This window comes from Pseudomonas helmanticensis, assembly GCF_900182985.1.
Taxonomy (GTDB): domain Bacteria; phylum Pseudomonadota; class Gammaproteobacteria; order Pseudomonadales; family Pseudomonadaceae; genus Aquipseudomonas; species Aquipseudomonas helmanticensis.
Window position 1 is genome coordinate 1,156,788 of record NZ_FXUY01000001.1, and the last position, 18,836, is coordinate 1,175,623.

The 18,836-nt window shown below is 62.0% G+C and carries 8 protein-coding genes; 4 read left to right on the forward strand and 4 right to left on the reverse strand.

Annotated elements, in window-relative coordinates; translation table 11 throughout:
* Positions 1–42: 42 nt before the first annotated feature.
* Both QOL84_RS05335 and QOL84_RS05340 read right to left on the reverse strand, forming a co-directional pair.
* Positions 43–1,161, reverse strand: coding sequence for an aryl-sulfate sulfotransferase (locus QOL84_RS05335; RefSeq protein ID WP_283436463.1), 1,119 nt, complete (start codon positions 1,159–1,161; stop codon positions 43–45).
* Positions 1,162–1,222: 61 nt separating this feature from the next.
* Entirely contained in the window at positions 1,223–2,218 is a 996-nt protein-coding gene (locus QOL84_RS05340) for an ABC transporter substrate-binding protein (protein ID WP_283436464.1), read from the reverse strand.
* A gap of 33 nt (positions 2,219–2,251) precedes the next feature.
* Between QOL84_RS05340 and QOL84_RS05345 the strand changes: the two genes are divergently transcribed.
* From QOL84_RS05345 to QOL84_RS05355, 3 genes are all read left to right on the forward strand, one after another.
* Positions 2,252–3,388 (forward strand): GlxA family transcriptional regulator, encoded by a 1,137-nt coding sequence (locus QOL84_RS05345; protein ID WP_283436465.1) that lies wholly within the window; start codon positions 2,252–2,254, stop codon positions 3,386–3,388.
* A 249-nt stretch (positions 3,389–3,637) separates the two neighbouring features.
* Positions 3,638–5,140, forward strand: a complete 1,503-nt coding sequence (proP, locus tag QOL84_RS05350; RefSeq protein WP_283436466.1) for a glycine betaine/L-proline transporter ProP — start codon at positions 3,638–3,640, stop codon at positions 5,138–5,140.
* A 110-nt stretch (positions 5,141–5,250) separates the two neighbouring features.
* Entirely contained in the window at positions 5,251–5,844 is a 594-nt protein-coding gene (locus tag QOL84_RS05355; protein WP_283436467.1) for a DUF502 domain-containing protein, read from the forward strand.
* Here the strand turns inward: QOL84_RS05355 and QOL84_RS05360 are convergent, their stop codons facing one another.
* Together QOL84_RS05360 and QOL84_RS05365 are read right to left on the reverse strand one after the other, a co-directional pair.
* Complete coding sequence (locus QOL84_RS05360) at positions 5,845–6,447, reverse strand: hypothetical protein (protein ID WP_283436468.1); 603 nt, start codon at positions 6,445–6,447, stop codon at positions 5,845–5,847.
* A 1-nt stretch (position 6,448) separates the two neighbouring features.
* Positions 6,449–7,246, reverse strand: coding sequence for a DUF2092 domain-containing protein (locus QOL84_RS05365; RefSeq protein WP_283436469.1), 798 nt, complete (start codon positions 7,244–7,246; stop codon positions 6,449–6,451).
* A gap of 263 nt (positions 7,247–7,509) precedes the next feature.
* Between QOL84_RS05365 and QOL84_RS05370 the strand changes: the two genes are divergently transcribed.
* A complete protein-coding gene (locus tag QOL84_RS05370; protein WP_283436470.1) occupies positions 7,510–18,825 on the forward strand; it encodes a VCBS domain-containing protein in 11,316 nt (3,771 codons plus the stop codon).
* Positions 18,826–18,836 lie beyond the last annotated feature (11 nt).

An 18,836-nucleotide genomic window follows, 5' to 3' on the forward strand; every position in this document is an offset into this window, starting at 1 on the left:
GCCTGCGTGAGCGTGATCGTTGCGGTGGATGTCGCGGTGTACTCAGTCACGCAGCCATGCAAGGTCTGCGCGCTGATAACGGTGGGCACGGAAGATCGCGTTGTTCTCGCCCGGCAGATAACGTCGGGAGGCGGCATCGGGATAGGTCGCGAAGTGCGGATTGACGTATTCCCAGACCACTTCGCCGGCAGGCGTCACTTCGAACAGCCGACCGAAATTGGCTTCGGTGATCAGTGTGTTGCCGTTATGCAAACGCTGTGCACCGCCCATGAACGGGGTGAAAAACGCATAGCCCGGGGTGTCGGCGTATTGCCATTCGATGCGTTGGGTGTGCGGGTTGATTTCGACGATGCGCGAGTGCGGCATGCTCACGTGTGGGCGGAAGATGCCGTTGTCGAAGACCAGCACGTTGCCGTTTTCCAGCTCGCTGGGGCAATGTTGCTGGGCCACCAGATCGTGGCCCAGACGCCACAACACTTCTCCGCTGCCACGTTGCACGGCAATCACCGAAGACACGCTGCGCAGGCTGAGGATCACCTTGCCGTCGCGGCCCGGGGTAACGGCATTGGTCATTGGCCAGTGATGCCGTTCGAAAGCCGCGTGCAGCGGATAGTCTTCAGGTTGCAGGTGTTCCCAGCTGCGCCACTCCCAGACCACATTGCCTTGACGATCTATCTCCTTGACCACGTCGGCATAAATCACCCCGCCTGGCGCCTCGCTGCCGGGAATCCCGCCGACCACGCGTTTGGCCAGCTCTGCGCTCAACGGCTCGGCCGTGGTGTAGAGCAGATGGCCGTTATCCAGCCACTGCGCATCGTGGTGATGGAGCAGATCGGTGTGCTGCCAGACCACTTCGCCCTCGGGGGTAACTTCGCTGAAAGCACCGCCGTGCCACACCGACCAGCCCGGGAACAGGTCCGGCGAATCGGGATGATTGCCGTTGTAGCCAAGGTTGCCGTTGGCCAGAATCACCGCGTCACGACCGGGACGCTGCGGCAGTTTCCAGCGGTGCACGACTTCGCCGTCGAGGTCGATCAGGAACACATTGCCGTCCGCCGTTTGCGGGGCGAATAGCGTGTAACCGCCGGCACTGCGGGCATGATCGACAGCGATCAGACCGGTTTTGCGCCGCTTGAGGGTGGTGGTTTCGAGATTAGGCATGACTTTTCTCCAGGCGTGAAAATCCCCGCCGCATGCAACGCGGCAAGGTGAACTCAGTGGGTTATGGGTTGTTCGGCAGCAGCTTGTTGAAGCGGTCGTCGAAGATTTGCTCGACCTGTAGCGGTCGCGGAATCAGGTGTTCAGTGGCAAACAGGTCGGCCAGATGCTGCTGCGAGGCGATGACCGAGGATTCGATCGGCACATAGCGAAGATCCTGCTTCGCCAGCATTTCTTGCACCAGCGAAACTGGCAGGCGGGTGGTTTGCGCAAAAACCTCGGCCCACGCTTGCGGGTATGCGGTGGCCCAAGCCTGAGCGCGGGCGAGTCTTGCCAGCAGATCGCCCAACGGCCCTGCCCGTTGCGGATCTTCCAGTGTTTGCAGGCTGGCAACGGTGAAGTTCAGCCCGGTTTCCGGCCAGCCACTGCCGTCGACCAGTACCCGCGCGCCACGCGCCGTGGCTTGCCCCACAAACGGATACCACACCGCCCAGCCGTCGAGCTTGCCACTGGCGAACGCATTTTGTGCGTCCACCGGGCTGACGTAGGCGATGTTGACATCCCGTGGCGTGAGGCCGGCTTCACGTAACGCAGCCAACAACAAATAGTGGCCGCTGCTGCCCTTGGCCACGGCAATGCGCTGACCTTTCAGATCGGCGACTTGTTTGGCGGTCGAGCCTTCGGGCACCAGCAATGCATTGTTGTTCTGCGCGCCGCTGGCCACGCCGACAATGCGCACATCGAAGCCGCCGGCCTGAGCGAATACCGGTGGCGCATTACCGACGACACCGACATCGATCGCCCCGGCGCTCAACGCTTCAAGCAGCGTCGTTCCGGCCAGAAACGGATGCCATGACAGCGCATAGGCAATGTCCTTGTCCTCACCGGCGGCGTGCAACAACGCCTGAGTCAAACCGCTCTGGTCGCCGACCTTCAGCGTGGTCTCAGCGGCAGAAGCCTGCGCGCTCAGCAGCAACGTCGCGCAGCACACCAGCGCGTTCAGGCACAGGGCGACATGGCGGGTCAGCGAATACTTGGCAGCTAGAGGTTTTACCGGCATTGTCATGCCCTCGTTTTTTGCAGTGAACTCAGTATGTCGAGGCCCGCCGTGCCGCTCCATGCCAAACACCCCTCCTTTGCTGCCACGGCGGACATCGTGCCGCAACCGTTGCGCACCGTCGTGGTGTTGGCCTTCGATGACCTGTTGTTACTCAATGCGGCCGGGCCGCTGGAAGTCTTCGCGGCGATACCGCGCGTGTTGGGCGGCCACTTCAGCAGCCATCCGCCCTATCGGTTGCTGATGTCGTCGCCGCAGGGTGGCGCGGTCATGTCGATCTCGGGGATTACGGTGTCGACGTGCTCGCTTGAGCAGATCGACCAACTCGCCCCGGTGATCGACACCCTGATCGTCGCGGGCGGTCCGGGCATGGCCGCGCTGGAGGCCGATCAACAGGCCTGTGACTGGCTGCGCGTTCGCTCGGCGCATATTCGCCGGCTGTGCTCGATAGGCACCGGCACGTTTGCCCTGGCCGCCGCCGGGTTGCTCGATGGTCGGCAAGTGGTGACGCATTGGAAATTCGCCGCTGAACTGCAGGCGCGCTACCCGGCGGTGCGCTGTCAGACCGATGCGTTGTACCTGCACGACGACAATCTGTGGACGTGCGGCGGCGCCACCGCGGGCATCGACCTCGCTCTTGGCTTGGTGGAACAGGACCTCGGCGCGCAAGCAGCGCTGACATTGGCGCGGTATTTCACCGTATTTTTGTGGCGTGGCGCGGAACATCCGCAACTGAGCGCTTCACTCAACGCGCAATCCAACGCCTTGCGCACCGACCCAGACGTACGTCTGGCCCGTCTGCATGCATGGATTGCCGCTAACCTGAAGGGTGATTTGCGCGTCGAACGGCTGGCCGAGCAATTCGGCATGAGCCCGCGCCACTTCGCCCGTGCGTATGTTGCAGCCACTGGGCAGACACCCGCGCAAGCGGTCGAGCACGTGCGGCTGGAGGCGGCGGGTCGATTGCTGAAAAGCACCCATGAGCCGATCAAGCGCATTGCCGAAACCGTGGGTTTTGGCCGCGAAGAGCGCATGCGTCGGGCGTTTCAAAAGCATCTGGGGGTCAGCCCGAATGGTTATCGTCGGCAGATGGATGGCCAGACTGCGGTTCAGCCGACGGATCGCCGGCAGACGTCCAGAGTCGGGATTGCGTTGGAGTGGTTGGCGCAGTAAAGCCCGGGCGGCGTATACCGATTGATCGTTCCCACGCTCTGCGTGGGAATGCAGCCCGGGACGCTCCGCGCCCCAAGATCAAAAGATCGCAGCCTGCGGCAGCTCCTACGGGGAGATTTTGGGATGTTTGGGGAAAAATGCGCTGGGCAGTGAATTATTTCGTGTCCTCATGTATCTGAGCCAAAGAGCACGCGCCATCAAATCGATGGCATCTACGCGGCAAGATGGATCAGCAAAGAGAATACCCGGATGAAATCATGCAAGAAAACCGTCAAGCCAATCGGCCTGAACGACATCACCATTGTCGACGACGCCAAGATGCGCAAGGCGATCACCGCCGCCGCTCTGGGCAACGCCATGGAATGGTTCGACTTTGGTGTTTATGGCTTTGTCGCCTATGTGCTCGGCAAAGTATTTTTCCCCGGCGCCGATCCCGGCACCCAGATGATCGCCGCGCTCGCGACGTTCTCGGTGCCCTTCCTGATCCGGCCTTTGGGCGGCTTGTTCTTCGGCGCCCTGGGCGACAAGTACGGTCGGCAGAAAGTCCTCGCCGCAACCATCGTCATCATGTCGCTGAGCACCTTCGCCATCGGCCTGATTCCGTCGTATGCCTCGATTGGCATCTGGGCGCCAATCCTGTTGTTGCTGGCAAAAATGGCCCAGGGTTTCTCGGTGGGCGGTGAGTACACCGGTGCGTCGATCTTCGTCGCCGAATATGCGCCGGATCGCAAGCGCGGTTTCCTCGGCAGCTGGCTGGACTTCGGCTCGATCGCCGGCTTCGTCCTCGGTGCCGGGGTCGTGGTGCTGATCTCGACGACGCTGGGCGAAGCCAAGTTCGAAGAATGGGGCTGGCGCCTGCCGTTCTTCCTCGCCCTGCCCCTTGGCATGATCGGCCTCTACCTGCGTCACGCCCTCGAAGAAACCCCCGCTTTCCAGCAGCACGTTGAAAAGCTCGAGGAAGGTGACCGCGAAGGCCTCGCGCGTGGCCCGAAAGTGTCGTTCAAGGAGGTCGCGACCAAACACTGGCGCAGCTTGATGACCTGCATCGGCGTGGTGGCGGTGACCAACGTCACCTACTACATGCTGCTGACGTACATGCCGAGCTACCTGTCGCACAACCTGCATTACAGTGAAAACCGTGGCGTGCTGATCATCATCGCGATCATGGTCGGCATGCTGTTCGTGCAGCCAGCGATCGGTTTCATCAGCGACAAGATCGGCCGCAAACCTTTCATCGTGGTCGGCAGCATCGGCTTGTTCATTCTGGCAATTCCGGCGTTCATGCTGATCAACAGTGGCAAGATCGGCTTGATCTTCGCCGGTCTGCTGATGCTGGCGGTGTTGCTGAACTTCTTCATCGGCGTCATGGCGTCGACCCTGCCGGCAATGTTCCCCACGCACATCCGCTACAGCGCGCTGGCGGCGGCTTTCAACGTTTCGGTATTGATCGCCGGCCTGACCCCGACCATCGTCGCCTGGCTGGTCGAAAGCACCAACGATCTGTACATGCCGGCGTATTACCTGATGGTCATCGCCGTGGTCGGCCTGGTCACCGGCGTGACCATGAAGGAAACTGCCAACAAACCGCTGCGTGGCGCCGCCCCGGCGGCTTCCGATCTGGAAGAAGCCAAGGAACTGCTGCAAGAACACCACGACAACATCGAACAGAAAATCGAAGACATCGACGCCGAAATCGCCGCGCTCGAAGCCAAACGCAAGGAGTTGGTGCAGCAGCATCCGCGGATCAACTAAAACCCGGTACCGGTGGCCTCTGTACAGCGGCCATCGGCAGCCAGTCGTGCGGCTCGGCTTTTTTATCAGCTAGCCTTGAGTGCGGATCGCCCGTCACTCAAGGAGCCGTCATGTTCAAGTTCATCAAGACCACCGTCATCGGCGGGCTGTTATTCATCCTGCCGCTGATGCTGATTGTGGTGCTGATCGAAAAAGCCATCCACCTGCTGCGCGGGCCGGTCGAGAAGCTCTTGCCAATGTTCAAGGGCTTCGATGTCGCCGGCGTCACACTGGTGACGGTTGCCAGCTTGCTGGGCCTGATCGTCCTGTGTTTTCTCGCCGGATTGCTCGCGCGCACCTCGGCGGCGGCACGGGCGCTGGAAGCCACCGAAAACAAGCTGCTGAGCAATCTGCCGGGCTACCAGCTGTTCAAGGACACCACCGCGCGTTTTGCCGGGTTGGAAAACGAGGATGGTTCGAAGGTCGGCATGATCGCCGAGGGCGAAGGCTTTCGCCTCTGCCTGATCGTCGAAAGCGTGGATGACTGGCTGACGATTTTCATGCCGGACGGTGGGCCGGCGGGCGGCACCGCCGGTGAAGTGCGGCTGGTGCCGGCCGCCCATGTCATCGTCACCGAACTGTCGTGGCTGACCCTGGCCACCGGGTTGCGACGCGGCGGCCGTGGCATGCTCGCGCTGATGCAACCCTGGGTGCCGAAAGCCTGATCAAGGCGCGTTGACCACCACATACGTCACATCGCTGCCCTGATATTGCGGCTGGTACCAGGTCGAGCCGCATTGCATGTAGGCGACGTTGTAGCGGATTACCTGCACACAGCTGCTGGGCATTTGCGCCGGGGTCATGATCGAACCGACGACAGCGGCGGTAACCGCCACCGTTGCCGTCACCGCCGCCGCAGTCGCTATCGGGTGATAGTGATCGTCGTAACCGTAGCGACCATGCCCGTCGACATCGATGTCGACGTCGCGATGGTTATCGATATTGACGTTGCGATTGCTGTTGTTGACGTAGGTGCGGTTACCGACATTGTTGCCGGCATTTACGCGGTTGCCGGAATTGACCTGATTGCCGGCGTTTACCCGATTTCCCGCGTTTGCACGGTTTCCGGCGTTGACGTGATTGGTCCGTTGCGGCGCATTGATGCGTTGTGCCCGCTGCGCGTTGGGCGCCGGTGCGCGGTTGACGTTGGCGCGGGCATGGCCTTGCGCGCGCTGCGGCCTGGCGTCGGCTTCGGCGATCAGCCCGGCAGTCAGGAAGGTGGCGGTGGCCAGCGATAACAGCAGACTCCACGACATCGACTTGTTCATGTCACTGCCCTCCCTGATCACTGGCTTTTTTCAACGCAATCGCGACATCGCCCTTGGCCGGTTTGAAGGTGAAGAGCGTGTCCGGGATGGTTGGCTTGAGGTTCCACTGATACACCGCGCTGTACTCGGGAGAACTCTTTTCGTCGGTGGTGGTGATCACCAGTTTGCACGGCAAGGGCTTGTCCGAACGGGTCAGCCACAACTGCCAGTCGATGCCGTCCTGACGAAACGCCAGATGGTCGCAAAGCTTGCCCTTGATGATCGACGGGCCGACATAGAGCGCAGCCTTCAAGGCATCGATCTGCGCCTGATCGCTGCCGAACAGGAACAGATCCTCCATCGGCACTTGCACACCGTAGAAGTTCTCAACCATATGCAGGGTTTCCGCGACATTGGCCGGCGCATCGACGGTGGTGTAGTACTTCAGGTATGGCGAGTACTGAGTGAGCTTCTTGCCGTTGTAGAAAAATTCGCGGGTGCGCACATCGCCTTCGCTTTTTGCATACAGTCGATCGTGGCCAACCACTTTCAACGTATTGAACGACTCGGTCTTGATCTTCTGACCGGACTCCAGAACCGTGTCGCGCGACACTTCGGCATCGACCTGAAATTTCGCCAGGCTGCGCAGGTAATTGCCCATATCGATGAGTTTGTCGATCACTTGCGGGTTGACCAGCGGCGTGTCGTCCGCCGCGCTGGTCGTGGGCTGCGCAGCCGCTGCGGGCGGGTCTTCGGCGTAGGCTCCCGGCGCGAGAACCAACGTGAACATCAGGCAGAAAACACTGACTGGGGCTTTCATCGGTTGCGCTCCTGTCCCTGCGTGGGCGTTGCGCCCGGACGGGCGACTGATTGACCAGCCTAGACGCCAGTGTTGCTGTGCGCCAATTCGTACAAATCCCCCGTCACAGTGATAGCCAAAGGCTGCTGCGCCGCGCGTCTCCAAGCATCTGAAACTGCGGCCCATTCGGTGGCAAACCGTAAGAAACGGCCTACGCTGAATTTGTCCGTCGCCTGGCGTCGGCACTCACCGGAAGGATTCTGCGCGCAGTACGAGGGCCGATCATGCAAGGTTCACGAGGTGGTTTTTCTGCGGCACATTTGCGCCCGCAGCGTCAGTCACTGGCACTGGAACCCAGAATTCTGTTCGACGGCGCCGCCGCTTCGGCAGCTGCCGATCAACATCACAGCGATCCCGCTGCCCCGCCGACCGCTGTGGATGCTCAAGTCCCGCACGCCACGCCAACCGAAGGCCGCGCCGCCACCGAGCAGGCACCGTCGGCCGCGCGCAGCCTGTTGGTGATCGACAGCCGCATCGAAAACCGCGACCAGTTGCTCGCGCAGTTGCCGGGCAATGTCACTGCGATTGTGGTGAATGTCGGCGAAGATGGCCTCGCGGCGATCTCTGCGGCGCTCGCGCAACTGGGCAAGGTCGATTCGATCCAGATCATGTCCCACGGCGCCTCCGGGCAATTCACCCTGGGCAATCGCACGGTCAGCTCGGACAACATCGACTCGCTGGGCAAGACCCTCGAACAATGGCGCAACAATCTGACCCAAGGTGCCGACATTCAGCTGTACGGCTGCGATGTCGGCGCCGGTGCGGCCGGGCAAACCCTGGTCAGCGAACTCGCGCGCTGGACCGGCGCCGATGTCGGCGCTTCGAGTAATGACACCGGCAGCAGCAAGGCCGGCGGCGACTGGACGCTGGAAACCAGGGTCGGCAACATCGACAAAGCCCTCGCCATCAGCAGCCTGGCAATGGAGCACTTCGACGGTCTATTGGCCGATGCCGCGCCTACCGCCAGTGTTTCCAGCGCTGGCGGCGACGTACTGCTCGGCGACCGCTTCACCTTTACCGTGAATTTCAGCAATACCTCGACGCAGGTGGGTTATGCGCCGTTCATCAACCTGGCAATGCCGGCGACCGGCAAGGATGGCGACGACGGCGTCAATTTCATTTCCGCCACCTACCTGGGGCAAAACCTGATCAGCCACGTGGTGACGTTCGATGCCAACGGCAACGCTACGCACCCGCTGGCGAAAGACGCCAACGGCAACTTCCTGATCATCAACGCCGCCACCTACGGCATGCGCGCTGGCGACAAACTGGTGGTCATCGAGTTGCCCTTCGCCAGCGTCACCAATCAGCAACCGGTGATTGGCGTACAAATCACCGCCAGCCTGAGCAACCTGGCCGATACGGCGTTCTCCAATGGCACGCCTGACCTGACCATTCGCGCCAGTGGCGGCTTCGAGTTCGGCAATGATGCGCTGGACAACCCGACCAACGACCCAAGCCTGATTCAGGCCGGCACCGCAGCATTCGTCGTGCACCCGACGGTGATTACCGTCAGCGAAACCATCAATACTCCGGAAGGCGAAACCGCCACCGGCCCCAACTACGTGCGCACGCTGACGCTGTCGGCCACGCCGGCTCCCGGCCAGACGCTGACCAACGTGGTGATCACCCAACCGCTGCCGGACAATATCCAGGTCAACGCAATCACCCCCGGTCCCGGCGGCCGGGTCACCTCGATCACTCTGCACGACGGCACCGTGGTCACCAATGCCGCACAAATCGCCGTGTTGATTGCGGCCAACGACGTCTACATCAATTCGTTCACCGTCACCTACGACAGTCTCACCGGCAAGACCGATACCGTGGTCGCCTTCTACGTGCCGGAAGCCGACGCCAATGCTCAGCCGGTAATCAACCCGGTGACCGGCGATGCCGTCACCGTCACCCTCGGCCCGCCAACGGCTTCGGGACAGTGGGTGCCGCTTGATCCACGTGACCTTACCGCACCGAACACCACCATCGATTTCAGCGGCACCGGGCAAGGCACTCAGTTCATCGCCAAGTCCATCACCCTGCTGAAAACCGCGACGATGCAGAACGACATCGGCCACACCGGTATCAGCCCCGGCGACACGTTGCAGTACACGCTCAATCTGGCGATTTCCGATTACTTTGCCTTCGGTAAGGATTTCTTCAACGAAGGCCAGCTGGTGATTCGCGATCAGCTCAGCGACGGCCAGACATTGAGCGGCACACCGACGCTCACCGTGACCATCAACGGTGTTGCGCAGACCATCACCCTGGTCACCAGTGTGGTTAACAACGCCGACGGCACGACCTCAATGGTGTTCGACATTGCGCAGTCGCTGCGTAACGCGTTCGGCAATATTCGTGGCTGGCTCAACGGCGATCTGGCCTTTGACGACACCTTGCAAGGCGCGGTGGTCGCGGTTCTCAGTTACTCAGCCATCGTTGGCCAGACCTACAAACCACCATCAGGCAATCCGCAACCGGACATCAACGAAGGCGACGAACTGGGCAACACCGCGACGGTAGACGGCACGCTGCTGGTCGATCAGTTCAACCTCACCGGCGAGAGTGAAACCGACGGTTCCGCGACCACCAGTGTGATCCCCACCAGCAACGTCGATATCAGTCTGGTCGAGGTCAATAATGGCGCGCCACCAGGCAACGGCGAACTGCGCCCCGGCGATGAAGTGACCTTCGAACTGAGTTACGACCTGGTCACCGGCGACTACGAGCAATTCAAACTGACGGCTTATCTGCCGTTGCCGCTGTTCAATGTCACCGGGATTACCTGGGGTTCGGGCAGTGACATCGGCCAGTGGGAACTTGGCCCGGGCAATACCAACGCCGGCGGTGTGGTCAGTGTGATCAGCGCCAACGGCAACTCGGTGGTATTCGACTTCGGCAGTTTTGCCACCAATACCACCACCGGCAGTCGCATCGTCATTCGCTTCACCGTCAAAGTCGGCGATCAGCCGTTTGCCGATCAGCGCTCGCTGGACGTGCTCGCGCAATCGAGCCAGCAGACCACCCTCACCGACCGCACATTGATTTCTTCCGACGTGGTCGCGATCGTTTCCGTCGCCGAGCCGGTACTCAACATCAAACATGGCGTGGTCTCCGGCTCGAACGGCACGGTCACCGGCACCAGCGGTAGCTGGAACCCACCGGGCAGCACCGGCGTGCCGTTCAACGGCAGCGTCACCGATTTGTCTGCGGTCGATGGCAACATCAGCAACATCGACGGTGCCGACCGCTTGCGCCTGGTCACGGCGATCGAAAACAGCGGTGGCGGCGGCGCGTTTGACGTCAGCACCAGCATCACGCTGCCCTCGGGTTTGAGTTTTGTCGGCGGCAGTCTGGCGGCGGCCAATCTGCAGATTTATCGCGGTGACGGCACCTTGCTGGTGTTGGGGACTGATTACAGCGTTAGCGGCAACCAGATCAACTTCCTTGATGCGGGCGGTCAGGCCAGTCTGTTGGCCGGGCGCAGCGGCACGGCGGCCGATACCAGCGGCGCCAACGTCGTGGTGATCAGCTATGACGTGGTCGTCAGCGCCACCATCGAGGCCAGCCGCAGCCTGCAATCCACCGCGACCCTGAGCAACTACGCCAGCGTCAATGGCGGCACCGACTTCACCCCGACCGACCTCACCGATCTGGCTAACCAGCAAATTGCCGCCCCGGTGATCAGCAAAGTCTTCGCCGACGGCACGCTCGACGCCGGCGACTCCAGTGCCGCGCACACCACCGGCAGCGATCTGGTGATCGGCGAAAGCATGCGCTACGACATCGTCATCACCCTGCCCGAAGGCACCACGCAAAACCTGCGCATCGAAGACCTGATTCCACCGGGCATGCGTCTCGACACCAGTTTCAACGGTGGCCTCGGTTACCAGATCATCACCACCCGCGTCGGCAGTGGCGCACTCGGCGCCGATTTCGCCGGAAGCGTACTGGTCAGTGGTTTCACCGGGATTGGCGGCGCGTTGGGCGGCGATGGCGTGGACGGGCGCTGGACGTTCAGCGTTTCCAGCGTGTCGGCGGACAACCAGACCGGCAACAACACCTTCGTGATTCGCCTGCAACTGGTGGCCAACAACGTCATCGCCAACCAGGCTAACGTCTCACTGCAAAACAATGCGCAACTGATTTTCAGCGATCCGGACAGTGACACACCGAACGGCGCCGTCGCCGTGGATCGCACCGTCACCCTCTCGGGTGGCCAGCCGACCGTGACCGTGCGCGAACCGACCCTGCAGGTCAATCAGGTGATCACGTCCACCTCGGGCCTCGGCGGTTATGACCAGGGCGACACGGTGACTTTCAATATCACCATCACTAACGGCAATGGCAGCACCGATTTCAGTGCGTTCGACATCAGTTTCCTCGACACCCTGCCGACCCAACTCAGCAACGTCACGCTGGTCGGCGTGCTGTATCAGAACGGCGCCACCAACAATGGCGGGGTTGCCTTCGAAATCGTCGGCGGGCAGTTGCGCACCGCCAGCGGCGCCAATATCGACATCGCCAAGGGCGGCAGCATCGTTTTGCAACTGAGTGGCATCGTCAACGCCAGCGCCGCCGCACTATCAAACATCGCGAACGTCGCCAGCGTGCAATGGACCAGCCTCGACGGCGGCAATGCCGGCGAGCGTACCGGCGTCGACGGCGTGCTCAATGGCGGCACGCTCAACGATTATCGCAACCTGTCGACCTTGCTGATTCCGGTGGCTCAGGCCATCGAAATCTCCCGTGTCGGTGGCCTGCCGGACACGGCCGCGCCCAACCCAACCACCGCAACCGTCGAACAAGTCACCGTCGGCGAAGTGATCCGCTACCGAGTGGTGGTGCTGGTGCCCGAGGGCAACAACCCCAACTATCAGATACAGATCACCCTGGCCAACGGCTTGCAGTTCATTTCGCCGGATGCACTGGTCAATGCCCTGCGCATTGCTTTCATCTCCAACGGCGGTCTGACCAGCGACGCCAACCTGATCGTCGGCGGCACGCTGGACATCGACGGCAACGAAAACAGCCCCGAAGCCCTGCCGATTACCTCCGACCTGTCCGGGCTGGCGCCACAAGGCATCTTCGACCCGAGCCGTTTGACCATCGTCACCAATCCCGACGGCAGCCAGGTGGTGACGTTCAACCTCGGTAACGTGGTTAACGGCAATGGCAACGACGATGACCTCGAAGGCATCTCCATCGAATTCAATGTGCGTGTCACCAACATCGCCGCCAACATCGCCGGCGCGCAACTGGCGGTGACTGCGCAGGAAGTCGTCAATGGCGCGGGGCGTGCGGTCAGTGACACGGTGTTCGAGCGCGTGGTCGAGCCAAGCTTCAGCGGCCTCGATAAGCAGATCATCAACTTCAACCCCAACCCGAGCGGCACCGTTGGCAACGCCACGGTGCAACTGAGTTTCACCCAGAACGGCGGTCTGCCGGCGTTCGATGCGCGCGTCAGCGACGGCTTTGCTGGCGGCAGTAATTACACGTTGCTCAGCGTCAGCATCAACGGCGTGAGTTACGGCCCGGGCAATCTGCCGGCGGGCATCAGTTTCAGCACCAACGGCGGTTTGAGCGTCAATTTCGATCAACTGAATGTCGGCGCGCAGATTCAGGTGCGCTACTCGGTCGACCTGCCCAACTCGAGCATTGTCGCCAGCAGCAACGCGACACTGACCTGGAGCAGCCTGCCGGAAGACTTCACCAGTTGGGGCGGTAACAGCGTCGGCGTCGATGGCACCACCACCGGCGAGCGCGATGGCAGTGCCGTCGGCCCGAACCAGTACATCTTGCGCGACACAGCCGGGCTCGGCGTGATCACCGGCACCTTGTGGAACGACACCGCCACCCCGACTGCCAGCGCTACGCCGGATGGCGCCGGTCTGGCCGGACAAACCGTGACCCTGACCTGGGCCGGTGCCGACGGCCGCCTCGATACCACGGCCGACAACCTGCAATTCACCACCACCACGGATGCCAACGGCCAGTACCGCTTCGGCGTGTTGCCGCTGGGGGTGTTCCGTATCGACGTGCCGGCCGGGCTGGTCAGCTATCCGCAACCACTGGGTGATTTGCGCGTGCGCGTCGACAGCGATGCCGGCACCCTCGGCCAGATCACCATCACCTTGGGCGATGCCGACACGCAAAGCGCCAACGCCGGTTATGTCGAGCAGAACGACGCCCCGGTCAACACCCTCCCCGGCACGCAAAACGGCCTCGAAGACGTGGTGCTGAATATCGGCGGAATCAGCGTTACCGATATCGATGCCGACCGCGATCCGAACGTCAACGACCGGGCGATCAGCGTAATTCTCACGGTCACCCACGGCACACTGTTCCTCGGCGCGACCGTGCCCGGCGTCACCGTCAGCGGCGCCAACACCGCGAGCATGACCCTGACCGGCAACCTCGCCGACATCAACACCGCGCTGGCCAGCCTGCAATATCTGGGCAATGCCAACTTCAACGGCACCGACACCCTCACCGTGCTCAGCAATGACCGGGGCAACTACGGCGATGCCGACGGCGATGGGATTCCCGGCACCGCAGCCGATGCGCTGACCGACACCGACACCCTGCAAATCATCCTCGCCGCCGTTAATGACAACCCGGTCGGGGTCAACGACAGCGCCACGGCCGTTGAAGCCGGTGGCAACAACAATGGCTCGGCCGGTATCGACCCGCGCGGCAATGTGCTGAGCAACGACACCGACGTCGACATCGCCACCAACGCCGATCAACTGCACGTGGTGTCGGTCGGCCCGGGTGCCGGCATTCAGACGCCGGTGCTCGGCGTGACGGTAATCAATGGTCTTTACGGCCAATTGGTGATTGGCAGCAACGGTTCCTACCAATATGTCGTCGATAACAACAACGCCGCCGTGCAGGCCCTGCGCCTGTTAGGCCAGACCCTGCGCGACGACTTCAATTACGTGCTCGCTGACCTCGCCGGTGAAACCTCGACCGCTACATTGAGCGTGACCATTCAGGGCGCCAACGACACGCCGCAAGGCATCGACGACGACGGCGTGGCCATCGAGGCCGGCGGCGTCAACAACGGCACACCGGGCAGTGACGCCAGGGGCAACGTGTTGAGCAATGATCTGGACGTCGACAGCGCGGCCAACGGCGAAACCCGCACGGTGACCGGCATCCGCCCGGTAGCCGAGGCTGGCTCCGGCAATTTCACCGCCGTCAGCGGCGCCACGGCGATTGCCGGGCTCTATGGCACCTTGACCATCAACCCCGACGGCACTTACAGCTACGTGGTCAACAACAGCAACGCCACGGTTCAGCGCCTGAGTGCCGGGCAACAACTGGTCGAGTTCTTCAGCTATCGGCTGACCGATACCGGCGGGCTGGACGATGTCGCGCAATTGCGTATCGTCATCCAGGGCGCCAACGACAACCCGGTGGCCAGCGACGACGCCGCCTCTGCGCAAGCCGCGTCAACCAACGGCACGGCTTCAGAAAGCAATCCGAGTGGCAACGTGATTCAGTTCCCCAGCCGTCCGGGGCCGATCACTCAACCGGGTGGCAACGGCGTCGATCAGGACGTCGATGCCAACGATCAGCCGAGCAGTCAGTTGCTGGTCAACGGCGTGATCAACAAAAGCGAAGCCACCTACAACCCGGCCGTCGACGTGCTCAGCGGCGTCGCCACCGGCACCACCTCAGCCAATGGAACCTTGGTTGCAGGCCTTTACGGCACCTTGCGCATCGGCGCCGATGGCTCGTTCTTCTATGACGTCGACAGTACCAATGCGGCGGTCCAGGCCTTGGCGCCAGGGCAGACATTGACCGAGTTTTTCACCTACCGCGTGACCGACACCACTGGCCTCACCGACACCGCGCAACTGGTGATTACCGTCCACGGCGTCAACGATCCACCCGTGGCGCAAAACGTCATCGCCGTCGCTACCGAAGCGGGCGGGATCAACAACCTGACGCCGGGCGTCAACCCTTCGGGCGATGTCACGGTCAACGACACCGATCCCGATGGCGACCCACTGACGGTGACGCTGATCAAGTCCGGCGCGAGCGCGGATCCAGGCACGCCCATCGCGGTCAATCTCGGCGGTACGGTGATTGCCGGGCTGTACGGCACGCTGACGATTTTCCCCGATGGCAGCTACGTCTACGAAGTCGACAACAGCAACCCCGACGTCCAGGCCCTGCGCCGTAGCGCCGATCTGCTCTCGGAACGTTTCACCTACACCGTCAGCGATGGCGTTGGCGCGACCCCGCAAACCGACACGGCGGAAATCATCGTGTTGATTCGCGGGCAGAACGACAACCCGATTGCCAATGATGATGCCGGTGTGGCCATCGAGGCCGGTGGCCTCAACAACAGCCAGCCCGGACAAGACCCGAGCGGCAACGTGCTGGATAACGACACTGATGTCGATGGCGGCGAAGTCCCCGGCGATCTGCCCAATTACGACTATGGCGAAACACGCGCTGTGTCCTCGGTGCGCACCGGCCCAGAGGCAGGCACTGGCACGGCCGGCACATTGGGCATGGAACTGCGCGGCACTTATGGCTGGCTGACCCTGAACGCCGACGGCAGCTACAGCTATCGCCTCGACAACAGCATGGCGGCGGTGCAGGCCTTGCGCGCCGGTAACACGCTACTCGATGCGTTCAGCTACGAGGTCATCGACGCGGCCGGCGCCACTGATCGCGCGACGCTGAACATCAGTATTCAGGGGCGCAACGACACGCCAATCGCGCAGAACGACAGCAACACCGCTGTCGAGGCCGGTGGCCTGAACAACGCCACGCCGGGCAGCAATCCGAGCGGCAATGTGCTGAGCAATGACAGCGATGTCGATGGCAACGGTGAAGTGCTGAGTGTGATCGGCGTCAATCAAGGCTCTTCGGTCGGCCTGATCGGCAGCGCCTTCAATGGCACTTACGGTCGGTTGACCCTGAACGCCGATGGCAGCTACAGCTATCTGGTCGATAACCTCAACCCGCAGGTCCAGGCACTGCGCAGCAATGCCGACACCCTGACGGAAACCTTCACTTATCAGATCCGCGACCTGGCCGGCGCTACCAGTACCGCAACGCTGACCCTGACCATTCGCGGGGCCAACGACAATCCGCTGGCGAGTGATGACAGTGCCGTGGCCGTCGAGGCTGGCGGCACGTTCAACGGTACGCCTGGGGTGAATCCCGGCGGCAATGTGCTGAGCAACGACAACGATGTCGATGCCAACGACGCCAAAGTGCTCACCGGCATCCGCACCGGCATCGAAGCGGCGGGCGGCACCTTCACCAACGTTGGCGTCGCGCAAACCTTCAACGGTTTGTACGGCACACTGACAATCAATGCCGACGGCACTTACAGCTACGTGATCAATAACAATCTGGCCGCCGTGCAGGCCTTGAAAGTTGGCGACTCACTGGTGGAAACCTTCACCTACCGCATGCGCGACATTGCCGGTGCCACCGACACCGCGCAGTTGAGCATTCGCATCGACGGCGCCTGGGATGCGCCGGTCGCCGCCAATGACACCGCGCTCGCCGTGGCCGATAACGGCAACGGCAACGGCGTCAACCCGAGCGGCAACGTGCTGACCAATGACACTGACGTCGACCAGGGTGACAGCAAAACCGTCACCGGCATCCGTTTCGGCACTGAAGACGCCGGCGGCAGCCTGACCGGGGTCACCGCAGGCACCGACAACAGCAATGGCACGCTGATCAACGGCCTCTATGGGCAATTGATCATCGGCGCCGACGGCAGCTTCACCTACAACCTCGACTCCAGTAATCCGACCGTACTGGCCCTCGGGCCGCTGCAATTTCTCAACGAGCGCTTCACCTATCAGGTCACTGACCGTGGCGGACAGAACGATCTGGCGGAAATCCACATCATCATTCGCGGCCGCAACTCGGCACCGGTGGCCAATACCGATACCGCGACAGCGGTTGAGGCTGGCGGCAGCAACAACAATCAACCCGGCATCAACCCCGGCGGCAATGTCCTGAGCAACGACACCGATGCCGAAAGCGACCCGCTGTCGGTGATCGGCATTCACACCGGCACCGTCACTGACATCGGCACGGTGGGCAGCGTCGGCACTTCACTGCGCGGGTTGTATGGTGACCTGCTGATCAACGCCGACGGCAGCTACAGCTACACCGTCGACAACAACCTCGCTGCCGTACAAGCCTTGCGCCAGAGCGGTCAGACCCTCAACGAAGTGTTCAGCTACACCATCGTCGACCGCTGGGGCGACACCAGCACTGCCGAGCTGCGCATCACCGTCGATGGCCGCAACGATACGCCGGTTGCCGTCGATGACAGCGCCACGGCAGTCGAGGCCGGTGGCGTCAACAACGGCACGCCCGGCAGCAACGCCACTGGCAATGTGCTGGACAACGACACTGACGTCGACAGCGTGGCCAATGGCGAAAGCAAACAGGTGCAAAGCGTGAGCAATCAGGCCGGCCAGTCGACCGGCGCCGGGCAAGTGCTGATCGGGCTCTATGGGCAACTGACGCTGAACGCCGATGGCAGCTACACCTACGTCATCGACAACAACAATCCCGTGGTGCAGGCCTTGCGCACTGCCGGTGAAACCCTTAGCGAAACCTTTACCTACCGCATGGTCGATACTGCCGGCGCGACTGCGGATGCGCGCCTGACCGTGGTGATTCAGGGCGCCAACGACGCCCCGGTCGCGCAGAACGACAGCGGCTTTGCCAGCGATCAGGCGCCGGCGCCACAAACCACCGGCAACGTGCTGCCCAACGATGGCGATGTCGATCATAACGACAGTCTGGTGGTGGTCGGCATTCGCACCGGAGCGGAGGCTGATTCCGGAACGGCCGGGGTCATCGGTCAGCCCATCATTGGCCTGTACGGTACTTTGCTGCTGAACGCCGACGGCAGCTACACCTACACCATCGACCAGAACAACCCGGCAGTCCTTGCCGCCGCGGGCCTGGGGCAAATTCTGCGCGACGTGTTCACCTACACCATCAATGACCGCAACGGTGCCAGCGATCAGGCCGAACTGGCGATCACTCTCGATATCGCCACGCCGTTCATCCCGGCGCCAGGCGGCAACAACTTTGAGCGTGATCCCGATACCCTCAACCGCAACTTCCTGATCCCGGATCCGCAACCGGCGATCTTCGTCACGCCAGTGGTCGAGCGTGCGGCCGAAATCTCCGAGCTGTCGGCGTGGGGCGTCGATGGCAGCAATCTGCGCCTGGCAGCCGTCGGTGAGTTCACCAGTGAATCGGTGGGCAATGGTCTGGGTCTGGTGCCAGGGCAATTCGTCTCACAAGCCGTGCGCAGCAGCCGTCTGGAAAGTGAACTGGATCAGTTGTGGATTCAGGGGCGTCAGGGCCGTACCGGTTTGAGCGCCGATGGCTTGTTGAGCGATCCGTCTCTGTTCACGTTGAACCCGGTAGACCTGACGCACAGTCCGGCCCATGTTGAAAAACAACAGGAAAAACCGCGAGCCAAGGGTTTCAGCGCGCAATTGCGCGATGCAGCGCAACGGCGCGCGCCGCGATAAAGCGCTCGAAC

Excerpts from the sequence above, each read along its gene's own strand:
- QOL84_RS05335 (WP_283436463.1), bottom strand. The coding sequence starts at position 1,161 with ATGCCTAATCTCGAAACCACCACCCTCAAGCGGCGCAAAACCGGTCTG.
- QOL84_RS05340 (WP_283436464.1), bottom strand. The coding sequence starts at position 2,218 with ATGCCGGTAAAACCTCTAGCTGCCAAGTATTCGCTGACCCGCCATGTC.
- QOL84_RS05345 (WP_283436465.1), top strand. The coding sequence starts at position 2,252 with ATGTCGAGGCCCGCCGTGCCGCTCCATGCCAAACACCCCTCCTTTGCT.
- proP (WP_283436466.1), top strand. The coding sequence starts at position 3,638 with ATGAAATCATGCAAGAAAACCGTCAAGCCAATCGGCCTGAACGACATC.
- QOL84_RS05355 (WP_283436467.1), top strand. The coding sequence starts at position 5,251 with ATGTTCAAGTTCATCAAGACCACCGTCATCGGCGGGCTGTTATTCATC.
- QOL84_RS05360 (WP_283436468.1), bottom strand. The coding sequence starts at position 6,447 with ATGAACAAGTCGATGTCGTGGAGTCTGCTGTTATCGCTGGCCACCGCC.
- QOL84_RS05365 (WP_283436469.1), bottom strand. The coding sequence starts at position 7,246 with ATGAAAGCCCCAGTCAGTGTTTTCTGCCTGATGTTCACGTTGGTTCTC.
- QOL84_RS05370 (WP_283436470.1), top strand. The coding sequence starts at position 7,510 with ATGCAAGGTTCACGAGGTGGTTTTTCTGCGGCACATTTGCGCCCGCAG.